The sequence below is a fragment of the Flavobacterium sp. ZB4P23 genome, from assembly GCF_003970375.1.
GTDB lineage: Bacteria > Bacteroidota > Bacteroidia > Flavobacteriales > Flavobacteriaceae > Flavobacterium.
Map to the genome: position 1 here is coordinate 12,669 of NZ_RYDK01000010.1, position 15,053 is coordinate 27,721.

13 protein-coding genes, 2 tRNA genes and 1 pseudogene are annotated in these 15,053 nt (G+C 35.5%); 11 read left to right on the forward strand and 5 right to left on the reverse strand.

All coding sequences use genetic code 11. The features are described 5' to 3' along the window. The first annotated feature begins 87 nt into the window (after positions 1–87). A complete protein-coding gene (locus tag EKL99_RS14210; RefSeq protein ID WP_231507454.1) occupies positions 88–2,013 on the forward strand; it encodes a TonB-dependent siderophore receptor in 1,926 nt (641 codons plus the stop codon). 71 nt (positions 2,014–2,084) lie between these two features. Here EKL99_RS14210 and EKL99_RS14215 read toward each other — a convergent pair whose 3' ends face one another. Both EKL99_RS14215 and EKL99_RS14220 read right to left on the reverse strand, forming a co-directional pair. Next, complete coding sequence (locus tag EKL99_RS14215; protein ID WP_126556262.1) at positions 2,085–2,705, reverse strand: N-acetylmuramoyl-L-alanine amidase; 621 nt, start codon at positions 2,703–2,705, stop codon at positions 2,085–2,087. Between the two features lie 66 nt (positions 2,706–2,771). Beyond that, on the reverse strand, positions 2,772–4,223 hold the full coding sequence (locus tag EKL99_RS14220) for a S41 family peptidase (protein WP_126556265.1): 1,452 nt from the start codon (positions 4,221–4,223) through the stop codon (positions 2,772–2,774). Positions 4,224–4,335: 112 nt separating this feature from the next. Between EKL99_RS14220 and EKL99_RS14745 the strand changes: the two are divergent. From EKL99_RS14745 to EKL99_RS14230, 3 genes and pseudogenes are all read left to right on the forward strand, one after another. Continuing rightward, positions 4,336–4,437 (forward strand): annotated as a pseudogene (locus EKL99_RS14745) (RNA polymerase subunit sigma-70); the annotation flags it as partial. Next, positions 4,424–4,921 (forward strand): hypothetical protein, encoded by a 498-nt coding sequence (locus tag EKL99_RS14225; protein ID WP_126556268.1) that lies wholly within the window; start codon positions 4,424–4,426, stop codon positions 4,919–4,921. The pseudogene EKL99_RS14745 and the gene EKL99_RS14225, both read left to right, overlap by 14 nt. 41 nt (positions 4,922–4,962) lie before the next feature. Next, the gene (locus EKL99_RS14230; protein WP_126460802.1) at positions 4,963–5,529 is read left to right on the forward strand and encodes a DUF4252 domain-containing protein; all 567 of its coding nucleotides are present in this window, start codon (positions 4,963–4,965) and stop codon (positions 5,527–5,529) included. A gap of 172 nt (positions 5,530–5,701) precedes the next feature. Here the strand turns inward: EKL99_RS14230 and EKL99_RS14240 are convergent, their stop codons facing one another. Beyond that, positions 5,702–6,208 (reverse strand): tetratricopeptide repeat protein, encoded by a 507-nt coding sequence (locus tag EKL99_RS14240; protein WP_126556271.1) that lies wholly within the window; start codon positions 6,206–6,208, stop codon positions 5,702–5,704. 1,102 nt (positions 6,209–7,310) lie between these two features. Between EKL99_RS14240 and EKL99_RS14245 the strand changes: the two genes are divergently transcribed. The 7 genes from EKL99_RS14245 to EKL99_RS14275 all read left to right on the forward strand — a co-directional run bounded on the left by EKL99_RS14245 (position 7,311) and on the right by EKL99_RS14275 (position 14,740). Then, positions 7,311–7,706: a hypothetical protein gene (locus tag EKL99_RS14245; RefSeq protein WP_126556273.1), complete on the forward strand. Its 396-nt coding sequence runs from the start codon at positions 7,311–7,313 to the stop codon at positions 7,704–7,706. 171 nt (positions 7,707–7,877) lie between these two features. Then, positions 7,878–8,960 carry an efflux RND transporter periplasmic adaptor subunit gene (locus EKL99_RS14250; RefSeq protein ID WP_126556276.1) on the forward strand — a complete coding sequence of 361 codons (1,083 nt, stop codon included), beginning with the start codon at positions 7,878–7,880 and terminating at the stop codon, positions 8,958–8,960. 42 nt (positions 8,961–9,002) lie between these two features. Continuing rightward, the gene (locus EKL99_RS14255; RefSeq protein ID WP_126556278.1) at positions 9,003–12,173 is read left to right on the forward strand and encodes an efflux RND transporter permease subunit; all 3,171 of its coding nucleotides are present in this window, start codon (positions 9,003–9,005) and stop codon (positions 12,171–12,173) included. Continuing rightward, entirely contained in the window at positions 12,166–13,599 is a 1,434-nt protein-coding gene (locus EKL99_RS14260) for a TolC family protein (protein WP_126577167.1), read from the forward strand. The genes EKL99_RS14255 and EKL99_RS14260 overlap by 8 nt, the downstream gene beginning before the upstream one ends. Before the next feature lie 169 nt (positions 13,600–13,768). Continuing rightward, positions 13,769–14,140 carry a hypothetical protein gene (locus tag EKL99_RS14265; RefSeq protein WP_126460844.1) on the forward strand — a complete coding sequence of 124 codons (372 nt, stop codon included), beginning with the start codon at positions 13,769–13,771 and terminating at the stop codon, positions 14,138–14,140. Next, entirely contained in the window at positions 14,131–14,448 is a 318-nt protein-coding gene (locus EKL99_RS14270) for a hypothetical protein (protein WP_126556284.1), read from the forward strand. Before EKL99_RS14265 ends, EKL99_RS14270 begins: the two co-directional genes overlap by 10 nt. Next, a complete protein-coding gene (locus tag EKL99_RS14275; RefSeq protein WP_126556287.1) occupies positions 14,441–14,740 on the forward strand; it encodes a hypothetical protein in 300 nt (99 codons plus the stop codon). The genes EKL99_RS14270 and EKL99_RS14275 overlap by 8 nt, the downstream gene beginning before the upstream one ends. Positions 14,741–14,855: 115 nt before the next feature. On the opposite strand, the gene EKL99_RS14280 is transcribed toward EKL99_RS14275, so the two are convergent. Further along, positions 14,856–14,938, reverse strand: a tRNA-Leu gene (locus tag EKL99_RS14280). Positions 14,939–14,979: 41 nt separating this feature from the next. Further along, a tRNA-Lys gene (locus tag EKL99_RS14285) sits at positions 14,980–15,052 on the reverse strand. Position 15,053 lies beyond the last annotated feature (1 nt).

Consider the following 15,053-nt stretch of genomic DNA (forward strand, 5'->3'; position numbering starts at 1 on the left):
AAAAGGTTTGGGTATGGGTAATTCTATGCTTTTCTCCCATTTATAGTCATGTGGCAGTACCATAAAACTGCTATTAAATGTTTCAAAATGAACAAGAAAATCGTTCGTATTAGTGCGCTCTGCGTACTGATGACTTCGTGTGCTTTCGCACAACAAAAAGACACCATTGCATCCACAAATCAATTGGATGAGGTCGTAATTTCCGATTCTAAATTTGCTTTGCCAAAAGAAAAGTCCGGAAAAGTAATCGTAAAAATTACAGCCGAAGATTTAAAGAGAAGACAAGGGCAAACTGTAGCTACCATTTTGAGTTCAGTAGCCGGAATTGAAATCAACGGAAACCAAAGCCGGAATGGAAAGGATTTAGGGGTTTACATTCGTGGGGGACGAAATCATCAAGTGCTAATTCTTATTGATGGCGTTCCGGTTACCGATGCTTCTGGAATTAGCTTATCGTATGATTTGCGCTTGCTGCCCGTTGAACAAATAGAAAGTATTGAGGTGATGAAAGGCGCTTCAAGTACTTTATACGGATCAGGTGCCGCTGCCGGAGTTATTAATATTACGTTGAAAAAAGCCTCCAAAAAAGCGATTGCAGCAAATGCATACCTTAATGTGGGCACCCAAACGATTGCCAATCAGGAAAATTATAGTATAAATGACTACAGCCAAGGGGTTGCTTTGAACGGAAGCGCTGAAAAAATTAATTATTATGCTTCCTTAAACAGCACCGAAACCACGGGAATTTCTGAGGCAAAATCACCTAATGACGCTGTTTTATTTGAAGCTGATCGTTTTTCCAGAGTGAACTCAGTGGTGAAAATTGGTTTCAAGCCAACAGCTAAATTAGATTTGGATTTCTTTGCAAACTACGATAAAATAAAAAGCGATTTTGATGCAGGATCTTTTGCGGATAACGATGAAAACAGCAGTGCCTCTGAACAATTTCGAGTTGGGTTTACACCAAAATACAAATATAAAAAAGGAGAATTTGTAATCAATTCAAGTGCTAATTTAATTACAAGGTCCATTTTTAATTATGGAACAATGTTGGATTATAAATCCAGAAGCGTCAATGCAGATGCGTTTAATAAATATGAAATTTCACCTGAATTATTCCTGGTAACAGGTGCTCAATTTCAATTTCATGAAATGTCTAATGAGAGCCCGTACGAGGCCATAGCAAATGAATTGGCCAAATTTAATATGATTGATCCCTATGTGACGGCGGTTTATAGCTCTGAATTTGGGTTAAACCTGAATTTGGGAGCTCGTTACAACATGCACAGTAAATACGGAAATAATTTAGTTTACAATGTAAATCCTTCTTTTTCATTTCCTAATTTACCCTTGAAACTATTAGTTTCTTACAGTACGGCATTTGTAGCCCCTAGCTTGTATCAATTGTATTCTCCTTATGGTGATTTGAATTTATCCTCAGAGAAAGATAAAACATTTGAATTGGGTTTTGAAACAACGATGATTGATAAAAAATTGGTTCTGAATGCTTTGGTTTTTCAAAGAGAGGAAGAAAATGCGATTGGGTTTGATTTAGTGTCTTACAAGTATTTTAATGTTGCGGGTCTAAATAAAGTCAAAGGGTTTGAGACCATGATTTCGTATGCTTTGACGGCTAAAATAAATTTGAATGCCAATTATGCGTTTACAGAATTAGAAAAACAATCGCGAGTGCTGAATCCAAAACACAAAGCGAACGCCGCAGTTGATCTGCAAGCAACGCCACGTTTGGCTTTTAATGCCACATATCAATTTGTTTCGGATCGCTATTTTGAGTATACAACATATCCGGCACCCACTTTTGATCCGGTATTGAATTCTGAAATACTGAAAGATTACCAGCTGATCAACATGAATGTACGGTATGAGTTGATCAAAAATCGAATGAATATTTTTGCAGCAGCAGATAATATTTTAGATAAGGATTTTGTTGAAACAAGAGGGTTTAGTACCAGAGGACGAAATTTCAAAGTAGGTTTGAATATCAAAATGTAATACCATTGCATTATTCCATAAAAAAAGAGGCTTTCAGTGATGAAAGCCTCTTTTTAGTTTATAAAATATTCTTATTTCAATTCTGAAATGAATGCTACGATAGTTGCTGCAATTTTATTTTGTTCCACATCATTGGTTAAATAGTCTCTGTCACCAAGGTTTGACATATAACCCAATTCAACGAGTACAGCCGGCACTTCTGATTTTTTTAAAATGTAGAATGGAGCTTTCTTTATTTCTGATGATTTTATAGTAGTATTGCGGATAAATTTGTTGCGAAGTTCCACCGCAATTTCATTTGACCTTTCATTCGCAATTGATTCTGTGGCAATATAAAATTCCATTCCTGATTTTGATAGATTTAAATTTTGATTGACATGAAGTGACAAAACTAAATCAGGTTTGATTTTGTTGATCAGCGCAGAACGGTCACTCAAAGAAAGAAATTGGTCTCCAATTCTTGTAAGGTGTATGGTCACTTTCTCATTATTATTCAAAAATTTGATTTTGTTTGTGATTTGCGCTACAATTTGTTTTTCAGTAGCACTACTGGAAGTTGCTCCAAAATCAGATCCACCATGTCCGGCATCAATAACAACATTTATTTGTTTGGATGGGACAGTATTCGGAATTACAAATGCAAAAGAGACGACGGTGGCAAGAGTTAGAAATAACGGAATTGCTTTTTTCATGTGGTTTTTTTTAATTTGTTATTCAATTGTAGCTAACAAAAATAAGAATTATTGTGTAACTTTATTTTATTCTAAAGCTCTCAAAAGACCTTCTGGTGCTTTCTCGATGTACATTTGGTTTTGGATTCCTTTTATTGATTTGGCATCCGTGAAAAACTCAAAATCTTGTCCGGGACTTTGTCGCAATACTCGACCAGTTCCAGTAATTTTCCCAATGGCTGTTCGTAATAAAGGTTCCGCAGAATCGCCAAGAACTCCCAGAGTGCTCAATGTTTCTTTTTGTAGAAAATCAGGTTGTAACCCATTGAAGTAATCTCCAAAACCAACTGAATTGACAATTTTTAACACGATTGGCTGCATGGCATATCTGTGATTGGGATTCCTGCTTTGAGCTCCAAAAGTCGGGGAATCATAAAGCGTTACGGATCCTACGTTTTTTCCTACTGTAACATCCCCAATTTGTATAACTTGAATGTGAGGTTCTAGCCCGTTGATTACTAACTCGCTTGCTGATGCAGAGCTTTTCGTAGTTAAAATATAAATTTTAGTCAATCCTAAACTATTGATGGCTGTGCTTCCTATTTTATCGGTAAAATAATTGAATAATGCTTCGGGATTTTCAGCCTCGAAATAAGCATTAATTTTTGCATTCCATTGTTGTTTAGCAAAGACTTTTCCTTTAAATTGCCCGGTAATCATACTTGCTAATCGTGTAGCCGTTTGCACAGAACCTCCTCCGTTATATCTTAAATCTAAAACCAAATCAGTAACTCCTTGTGATTTTAGAGATGCAAAAGCGTCGTTTAATTGAGTGTCAAAATTAGCATAAAAGCCATTGTACATCAAATAGCCTATTTTGTGAGAGCCGGAGGGGATTACTTTATTGATTAAAATTGGATTTTCGGATAGGACTGTTTTTGTCAATGCCACTGATTTACCGTTGCTGACAATTGTAGTTCCGTTAAAATCAGCAAGATTTAGTGTGTAATTTTCGTTTGAACCAAAAAGTAACGATTCATAATTGCTTAAAGTCAGCTGTGTACCATTTACGGCAGTAAAAAAATCACCACGTTTTATAGCTTTACTGGAGGCGTCTGAGTTTGCAATAATATAGCGAACGTTACCAAATATTTCAGTTGTACTACCCGGTTTATAACTTAAACCAAAATCGACACCATTGTTTTTAGTAGTGCCCTGAAGCGTTCCTTCAAGTTCTAAATAATCGCTTACAATCCAACTAAATCGATCCGTAGAAGGAGTAACCCGCAACGCATCAAATAAATCCTCAGGCACCGGATATTCCCTTAAAAAAGAGTTTAGTGCAGTTTGATCCGCGAATCGGTTATCGGCTAAATTTGGAACATCAGCTTGCCACAAATAGTACAGATTCATTCCTTTCCAAATAAAATCCTGAATCTCCAGACTTGCAGGTGGTGTCACGTCATCATTGTCCTGACAGCTTTGTAAAGTGAAAGTAGCTATGAAAAATAAAAGTGTAAATTTGAATACTGTTCTCATAATTGTATTTTAATACTTTATTAACGTAAAAATACTAACTTTAGTTTTATTTTATGTTTTTTTGTTGCAAAAATAAATAGGATTCATCTTAATAGTATAACTCGTTTGATTTTTAATGGATATGAAAGAGTACGCAATCCGGGTGTCACTTTCCCGGGCACGAAAAACGATTAAAGAATTTATGATACAAATACACAATTATGGAATCAAATAAAGTCGAGGGTTTATTAGAAAAATACTTTCAGGGAGCGACCACTTTAGTCCAAGAAAAAGAGTTACGGGATTATTTTTCGTCTCAGGATGTTGCTTCGCATTTACAACAGTATGCTTCATTATTTGACTGTTTTGCTGTTGCAAAAGAGCAGCAGAATATGAATAAAACTCCAGTATTTGAAGTTGTTATGGCTAAAAACAAGAATAAAAAAGGGAATTTAGGCTGGGTTTCTATTGCAGCTTCAGTTGTTGTTTTGATGGGAATAGCAACGTATGTCCTTTTTGATTTGGATGCTACAAAAGAAAATACAAATTTAGGAACCTATGAAGATCCTGAAGCCGCTTTTAGGGCCACTCAAAAAGCATTGTCATTATTATCCAAGAATGTGAATATTGGCATAAAAAGTGTACAATACATTGAAGAATATCAAACCGTTAAAAACAGGGTTTTTGTAAGCGCTAAAAAAGAGTGGAAAAGATCCTAAAAATCAAACTAAGAATACTAACAATAAAATAATTAAATAAAATGAAAGCAACCATTCAAAAAAGTATCAATAGGAGTTTTAGCAAAAAGTGTCTGATCACTTTAGTATTTCTAGTTATTTCGAGTCCATTTTTTGCGCAAGCAGTCTTTGACAAATTTGACGGACAAGATGATGTTACGTCCATTATAGTCAATAAAAAAATGTTCGACTTGATGAGTAAGGTCAAAGTAGATGCTTCTGATAAAGAAACGCAACAGTACCTGAGTTTGATAAAAAAATTGGACAACCTAAAAGTTTTTACTACAAAAAGTACCAGAGCAGAGGGAGAAATGAAAGCTGCTGCAGAGAAGTACATCAAAACAGCGGGATTAGAAGAGTTGATGCGCGTGAATGAAAACGGAAGGAATATAAAAATTCTGGTAAAATCAGGAACTTCAGATTCTCAAATTAGAGAATTGCTGATGTTTATTGAAGGAGCTAAAAATGAGGATACAGTGCTGATGTCATTGACAGGAAATTTTGATTTGAATGAAATTTCAGTTCTTACCGATAAGATGCGAATTCCAGGAGGTGATGACTTAAAAAAAGCAACTAAAGGCAGAAAATAAGAGGAACCCAACCAGCGTAATGATTATGATGAGCGTATTGCAACAATCGAACATTGATTTAGAACAATTGAAGCCGCTATAGCAGTTCATGAAATAAACAGAGTTATATCTATAAAAAAAAGCGTCTTGATGTTGTAATCGAGACGCTTTTTTTATGCCTATTTCAAGAATATTATTTGCAAAACATTTTTTTATTTTTAACGGCACTTTGGCTTCCTAATTTAATGGCTTTGGTGAAATCAGCGCACGCATTTTTTTTATTTTGAATGTGAATATTAGATAACCCTCTAAGATTATAGGCAATGTAGTCTTTAGGATTTAACGTGATAGATATCGTGCAATCTTCAATGGCTCCCGTATAATTTTTAGCCTTGTAATTGATGTCAGCCCTGGTGGTATAAGCATCTCCTTTTTTAGGTTCAATGAGGATGGTTTTATTGACATCATCTAACGCCCCTTTTATATCGCCTGATTTTTGTTTCAAAAGGGCTCTGTTTAAGTAGGCTTCAGCAAACAATGGATCAGCTCGTATGGCTTTAGTATAATCAGCAATAGCGCCTTTTAGATTGCCTGTTTCTGCTTTTTTTAAAGCTTGGTCAAAAAATTCGTAGGCAATTGGACTCTGACTCCAGCCAGTTAAGGAACTTAATAATAATGCAAGAAAAATTAATTTTTTCATAAAAATTTTAGGTTTCAAATTGGGAGAATTTATTCAATTATTAATTAGATATCTATTATTTAAAGGTACAATTCTTTTTATTTATTTTGATAACGAATAGAAATCGATTTTATTTTAAAAGCGTATTTAAGATTGTTTCTAGGCCAGTTTTAAAAAGTATGATTTTGGATAAAAAAGTATTTGATGTGGATCACTGCAATTAAAATTGTGTGCAATAATTTAGTTGTATAACGTATTAATTTTTTAGGACTCTTATTACTACCAATAGTATTTAATTTGTCATTTTTACAAAAAAGAAATCACACAACTAAAGTTTTTTTTAATAAGATTAAATCTTATTAAAAATGATAAAAAAGCTAAATTTTATCGATGAAAGCAAGTTCGTTACAAGCGAAGGACTGTCTTAATAATATATATGCAACCCGTTAAACTCTCTTTATAACGGTATTTTCATAAATCAAATGGAATTGCTGAGAAGTTAAAATAAAGAATAACAACTAAACATCAGGTAAATTTAGTATTGAAAACCAAAAGGTAATTTTCCGTTGTTGTCTCTGTTTATTCTTTACAATAAATATTTGTTTTCCTTTATCAAGAGGTAAAGGACTTATTAAATAGCGCCAATTGTAATCTTACGACCGGCCTTATGCATACATGTTTTGTAGAAGTATGGATTTTTGATAAACAATAGAAACTCTTACATTGTTTAAAAATCACATTCACCAATGTATATGTGGGGTTTTACAGCGGATTTGGGAGTTTTTTTGTCAGTGGTATTTCCTTTTTTTTCTTTCAGTATTCGTATTTTGATGAATTTAATTTGCTGAAAATAAAAATCAGGACAATGTAGGGTATTGATTTTAAGCGATAAATATACAATTGGCATGAAAAATTAAAATTGGTTCATTTCTTTTCCGAAGGACGAAATGTACGGCGTAATGTGTAATATTTACAATTGGTTGAGTGCTAGATCTTTTCTGGTTTTTACATTGTAATAATAAAATACCAAGCTTTTGACTGAAAACGTTTTCGTCCTTTTTTTTTGTTAAACATAATTAATTTCTTTTATTTCGATCTTTACTTTTATTACTTTTGGCGCCCAATGAAAGTAGTTGTATTTTTCTTATACTTATGTTTCCACCTGTTAGGTGGAGAAAATTATGCTCATGCAGCAACGCATGATAGTCGTGTAAGCAACGCTTTAACGTCAAGCAGTGTAAAAAATGGAGAAGTAAGATTTGCTAACAACGATTATAGCAATAGTAAAGTTATTTCAGCTGGTTTTGAATTAGAAGAGGAGTGCTTCAGCGGTGAAAATCTTAAAAATAAGGATTCAGATAATTTTTTTACTAATAAAATAGACTTGACCAGAAGCTGGTATTTGTTGTTTTCCTGTCAGCCTGTTTTAAATTATTATACCAAGAATTTTAAAATCTTCGCCCCATTTTGTGGCCAATCAAATCCTATTTATATTAGTCAGGGTGTTTTAAGAATTTGATAATTACTTCACGTCAATTTCCAAAGTTTAGATCCTTACTTACCTCGTGAAAATATAGCATCTTATTTTTCGGTATGGGAATACAGATACTTTTCAGGAAGCTGATGACTTTTTACGTCTAAAGGAATTCTTAATTCCAAGTATCAAATCGCTTAATTTCCATTTTATATTATGAAAAGAATACTCGTTTTCACGGGCTTAATTGCCTTGTTGTGCCTTACAGGCTGTACAACTAAAAAAGAAGAAAAAGAAGAAGCTGAAAAATTTACAGTAACAAATCCAATAAAAATAGATACTTCGTATACCAAGGAATATGTTTCGCAAATAAAATCTGTTCGAAATATTGAAATCCGAGCACAAGAAAAAGGGTATCTGCAAAACATCTATGTGGATGAAGGGCAGTTTGTGAAGGCAGGTCAGTTATTGTTTAGAATCATGCCAAGAATTTATGAAGCTGAACTGCAAAAAGCAAAAGCGGAAGAAAAAGCTGCACTAATCGAATTACTGAATGCCAAAACCTTGGTGGATAAAAATGTGATTTCAAAAAACGAGCAAGCGATGGCACAAGCTAAACTTGAACAAGCTAAAGCCGAAGTGTCACTGGCAAAAATTCATTTGTCATTTACCGAAATCAGAGCGCCTTTTGACGGTACCATTGACCGCATTCCTTTGAAACTAGGAAGTCTTATTGATGAAGGTGAATTGCTGACAAGCCTTTCTGACAATAGTCAGATGTTTGCTTATTTTAATGTTTCGGAACCGGAATATATCGATTATCAAACCAATTTAAAAAATCGTGCCGAAACAAATGTAACGCTAATTTTAGCGAACAATCAACCCTTTAAATACAGAGGAAAAGTTGAAATTATTGAAAGCGAATTCAATAACGAAACTGGGAATATTGCTTTCCGAGCAAAATTCCCTAATGGAGATAAACTGTTAAGAAATGGAGAAACAGGGGAGGTTCAGATGCTGGTTCCGCTTCGAAATGCCATTGTAATTCCGCAAAAAGCAACGTATGAAATTCAAGATAAGAAATATGTTTTTGTGGTCGATAAAAATAATAAAGTGCGATCCAGGGAAATAACTATAAATAGTGAAATGCCAGACTTGTATGTCGTAAGCAGTGGTATTTCGGAGAATGATAAAATCGTGTTAGAAGGGGTTCAAAAAGTAAAAGAGGAGGACAAAATCAAGTATGAATATCTAGCACCTAATGCGGTTCTGGCTCATTTGCGATTAAAAGCGGAATAACTTCGTAATTCCAATTTGGTTTAATCATTAAAAAATAAATAGATGTTTAATAAATTCATTGAAAGACCAGTTCTATCGATAGTAATATCGCTAATAATAGTCTTTTTGGGCGCCTTGGCTTTAACAAATTTGCCAGTGACTCAATTCCCTTCAATTTCTCCACCAAAAGTCAATATAACCGCCGATTTTCCTGGCGCTAACGGTGAACTGATGATCAAATCAGTAATTATTCCGTTAGAAAGAGCCTTGAATGGTGTTCCAGGAATGAAATATATGACTTCTGATGCGGGTAATGATGGAGAGGCTAGCATACAAGTAATATTTAATTTAGGTACAGACCCAAATCAAGCGGCAATAAATGTTCAAAATCGGGTTGCTTCGGTAGTTAATAAATTACCGCCATTAGTGGTAAGAGAAGGTTTAAAGATTACACGTGAAGAATCGAGTATGCTCATGTATGTAAATCTTTATAGTAAGGATAACAATACCGATCAAAAATTTCTTTACAACTTTGCCGAAATTAATATCCTTTCCGAATTGAAAAGGGTAAATGGAGTAGGGTTTGCTGATGTTTTGGGTACGCGTGAGTACGCCATGAGAATTTGGTTGAAACCCGACAGAATGTTGGCCTATAAAATCTCTACAGATGAGGTTATGGAAGCATTGGCCAATCAAAGTTTGGAAGCATCTCCTGGTAAAACCGGGGAAAGCTCCGGTAAACGATCTCAGGCATTTGAATATGTATTGAAATATTCTGGGCGATTTACTACAAAAGAGCAATACGGAAACGTTGTTTTACGAGCTAGCGCTGACGGTGAAATTTTACGATTAAAAGACGTTGCTAATATTGAGTTTGGAAGCTCCATGTACGATATTTACTCGAACCTAAACGGTAAGCCTTCTGCTGCAATTGTATTGAAGCAATCGTACGGTAGTAATGCCAGCCAGGTTATTAAAGAGGTAAAGGCAAAATTAGCTGAAATTAAGAAAAATTCTTTCCCGAAAGGAATGGATTATGAAATAAGTTATGACGTTTCTAAATTTCTGGATGCTTCTATCGAAAAAGTAATTCACACTTTGGTTGAAGCCTTTATTCTGGTGGGATTGGTTGTGTTTTTGTTCTTAGGAGATTGGAGATCAACTATTATACCGGCAATTGCAGTGCCAGTTTCACTTATTGGAACTTTTGTTTTCATGCAATTCTTTGGAATTTCGCTCAACCTTATTACTTTGTTTGCATTGGTATTAGCGATCGGTGTCGTGGTTGATGATGCTATTGTGGTGATCGAAGCCGTGCATGCCAAGATGGAAGAAGAACATCTTTCAGCCATAAAAGCTACAAAAAAAGCGATGCATGAAATTGCGGGTGCTATTATTGCTATTACCTTTTTGATGGCTGCGGTATTCATTCCAGTTGCTTTTATGTCAGGCCCTGTGGGGATATTCTATCGTCAGTTCTCCATCACTATGGCTACTGCAATTATTCTATCTGGTATTGTGGCGTTAACGCTTACACCGGCACTTTGTGCGATGATGTTGAAAAATAATCATGGAAAGCCTAAAAAGAGAACTCCAGTAAACAGATTTGTAGATGGATTTAATACTACGTTTAATACTACGGCTGGAAAGTATCAAAATGCGTTGAGTCGTATCATTAACAGAAGAACCATTACTTTTATAACCCTTGTAGGTTTCTGTATAGGAACATGGGTAATAAGCAGCAACGTACCTTCTGGTTTTATTCCAAATGAAGATCAAGGAATGTTTTATGCTATTATTCAAACCCCTCCAGGTTCATCATTAGAAAGAACCAATAGTGTTGCAGAAAAACTTCAAAAGATCGCAGAAACTGTCGAAGGAGTCAAATCAGTTTCTGCTTTGGCAGGTTATGAAATTCTGACAGAAGGTACCGGCTCTAGCACCGGAACTTGTTTGATAAACCTTAAAGATTGGAGCGATAGGAAAAATGCAGTACAAGAGGTTATGGCAGAATTAGAAGAAAAAGCTAAAGACATTCCCGGTGCTAATATTGAATTTTTCCAGCCGCCTGCTGTCCCTGGGTATGGAGCTGCAGGAGGGTTTGAACTTCGTTTGCTTGACAAAGCAGGTTCAGGGGATTATAAAAAAATGGAAACAGTGAATACTGAATTCGTAAAAGAATTGAATAAACGTCCTGAGCTAGCTTCGGTATTTAGCTTTTACAGTGCCAGTTTTCCGCAGTTTATGATGAAAGTTGATAATGATTTGGCACAGCAAAAAGGTGTGTCCATTGATAATGCCATGAATACGTTATCTACACTAGTGGGAAGTAACTATGAAATTAGCTTTATTAAGTACGGATTTAATTACAAAGTAATTGTGCAGGCAGCTCCTGAATACAGAGCTTTGCCGGAAGATATTTTAAAATTGTATGTAAAGAATAACCGAGATGAAATGGTCCCATTTTCTGCTTTCATGAAGCTGGAAAAAGTATATGGATTGTCGGAAATTACACGGCACAATATGTATACTTCTGCTGAAATAAGTGGAGCCGCAGCTGAAGGTTATAGTAGTGGTGAAGCCATTAAAGCGATTCAGGACGTGGCAGAGAAAAAACTGCCTAGAGGGTATGGTATTGACTGGGCGGGAATTTCTGCCGATGAAGTAGCGCAAGGGAATCAGGCCATTTGGATCTTCCTGATTTGTTTAGGTTTTGTATACTTAGTTTTAGCAGCACAATATGAGAGTTTTATTTTGCCATTATCGGTGATTCTCTCTTTACCAGCCGGTATTTTTGGTGCGTTCCTTTTATTAAAGCTAACAGGCTTAGAAAATAATATTTATGCTCAGGTAGCTATGGTCATGCTTATTGGTTTATTGGGTAAAAATGCCGTTTTGATTGTCGAGTTTGCTATTCAAAGACATGCAGCAGGAAAATCAGTGCTCGAAGCAGCGATGGAAGGTTCTAAAGCTAGGTTTCGCCCTATTTTGATGACTTCATTTGCCTTTATTGCAGGTTTAATTCCTTTGGTGTTTGCCTCTGGACCTGGTAAAATTGGTAACAGAACTATTGGTACTGCCGCAGCTGGTGGTATGCTTATAGGAACAATTTGCGGTGTATTTATTATTCCTGGGTTGTACTACGTTTTTGGTAGAATCGCAGAAAAATACAAGCTAGTAAAAAAGGAAAAAGAAAATCCATTAACGGAAGAAATTGATAATAATCATGTATAAAATCAAGTTGTATAAATATAGTATCTCGTTAGGTGTTTTCCTGACGGTGGTAAGCTGTAAAGCTCCGACAATAGCTACTTTAGAGGTCAATCGCCCTATTCCGGAATCTTTCGGCAGTAATGGAGATTCCACGAATATGGCTGCTATTCAATGGGGTAATTTCTTTAAAGACAAAAACCTGATAGCTTTGATTGATACAGCGCTCCAAAATAATCAGGAGCTGTTGATCACTTTGCAGGAAATTGAAATTGCAAAGAATGAAATCCGAATCAAAAAAGGGGCGTTGTTTCCAACAGTTGGTTTACGGGCTGGCTCCGGAGTTGAAAAGGTAGGACGGTACACCAGTCAAGGAGCTGGTGATGCAGCTACAGAAATTGTTCCCGGCATTGAAGTTCCAGATGCGCTAAAGGATTATACCGTGGCTGCTTATGCAAAATGGGAAGTAGACATTTGGAAGAAATTGCGCAATTCTAAGAAAGCTGCTGTGAGCAGGTATTTATCTACTGTAGAAGGGAAAAATTTTGTGATAACAAACCTTATCGCTGAGGTTGCAGATTCGTATTATGAATTACGATCACTCGACAGCCAGTTGGGAATTGTAAAACAGAATATCAACTTGCAAAGTAATGCCCTGGAAATTGTCAGAATTCAGAAACAAGCCGCTAGGACTACTGAATTAGCTGTTCAAAAGTTTAAAGCGGAGGTATTAATTTCCAGAAGTATGGAATTTGATATTCTTCAGAAGATAAAGGAAACGGAGAATAGGATTAATTTTTTGCTGGGACGCTATCCACAAGAAATAGCGCGGGATAAAAGTGATTTTTTAAGTTTACTACCTTCGGGAATCAATTCGGGAATTCCATCACAATTATTAGCGAATCGTCCGGATATTAAACAAGCAGAATTAGAATTAGCTGCCGCAAAGCTGGATGTGAAAGTGGCTCGGGCGGAATTTTATCCTTCTCTTGATATCACGGCAGCATTAGGAATACAGGCATTTAAGCCTTCTTATTTCTTTAAGTTCCCGGAATCAGTACTTTATTCGCTCGCGGGTGATATTGCTGGACCACTAATCAATCGGAACGCGATTAAAGCCGAGTTTTACAACGCCAATTCAAGGCAACTTCAGGCGATGTATAATTATCAGCGTACGCTTTTAAATGCGTATCTGGAAGTATCTAATCAACTTTCTAGAATTGGTAATTTGGAGAAGAGTTATAATTTAAAATCACAACAAGTAGATGCTCTTAACAAGTCTATAGATATAGCAGGTGATTTATTTAAATCTGCCAGAGCCGATTATTTTGAAGTTTTGATGACGCAACGTGATGCGCTGGAATCTAAACTCGAGCTTATAGAAACTAAAAAAGCGCAGCTTAATGCCGTAGTCCATGTTTACAGGGATTTAGGCGGCGGTTGGAAATAAAAAAACAAATTAAAGGTAAGAGCCAGTTCATTTTGACTGGCTTTTTTTTGGTATAAATAGTAATTTATGCGAATCAAGGGTTGAAAAAGAAAGAAATATCTGTTTAAAAATTAGATTAATAAGCTGATAATCAGTATATTTATAGTGTATCTAACGCACATTTAAATATATGATTAATCAGCCTAAAGCCCTAAAATTAATAAAAATCTACTCAATAATCTGCGACAGATTTGAAAAAGATTTAAAATATACTTGCGAACGTTTTAGCAACAATGATAAGCAAGATTTAACAGACCAAGAAATTATGACCATTTATCTATTCGCAGTTCAAGAAGAACAACGCTTTAGCATCAAACAGATTCACAAATATGCTTGTGATTATTTGATTGATTGGTTTCCAAAACTCGGTTCATATACTGCTTTTCTAATCGGCTTAACCAATTGTCGGAAGCTTTTAGACGTTTTACATCTTCGTTGTTTGAAGATTTTATACCCTCTGACTGTTTTGCTGATCAAAGTTTACTGGATTCAATGCCAATAATCACTTGTTCTGGAAAGCGTAATGCAAAAGTAGCTAAAGAACTGACCGACAAAGGATATTGCTCTACTAAAAGCTTGTATTATTATGGTGTGAAATTACACGCATTGGCTTTTAGACGTTTAGATAAAATCCCTTTTCCTGAGGAAATTCAAATAACTCCAAAAGAGCGTTTGGATGCAATTATTAAATTACTGCCTTATGTGATACCTAAAAATTCACATATTGAAATTGATAGCCCAGCACATCATTTCCAGCAAATGAATTTAACAATAATTGAACAAACTTTAAGATTAGAAGAGCATGGCTAAAATAAAAATATCTAATTTAGATGACCTAGAGCAGTTGGTTTTAAATCCTAAAGTATCGAAAAAAGATAAATTCCGAATATTTGTGCAGGCTCTACGATCATTCCCCATTGTATTCATTGAGATTAATGGCATTGAGGATGGCAACAATTTACTTATTCCCAGGATGCTGACAATAATTAGAGAGATACGGGATGATCCAACTGCATCGAGTTACTCAGGGCTAACGGTAACGTTCTTGGAACGGGATAAGGAAGCCCCTCCAGCAGATGCAATAATTGATTTTATAGATTAAAGAAAAAACCCGATACGAAAACTAAATTGTATCGGGTTTTTTATGCTTAAAATAATGATTAGCGATTAAATAGCGACTAAAATACCTGTAACTATCTAATAATCAATGCTTATAGTGACCACGGTGGGATTTGAACCCACACGCCCTTGCGAGCACCAGCCCCTCAAGCTGGCAAGTCTACCGTTTCTCCACGTGGCCTTATAAAAAAAAGGTCCAGTAATAAATTACTCGACCTTTTGTGACCCGACTGGGGCTCGAACCCAGGACCCCATCATTAAAAGTGATGTGCTCTACCAACTGAGCTATCGAGTCA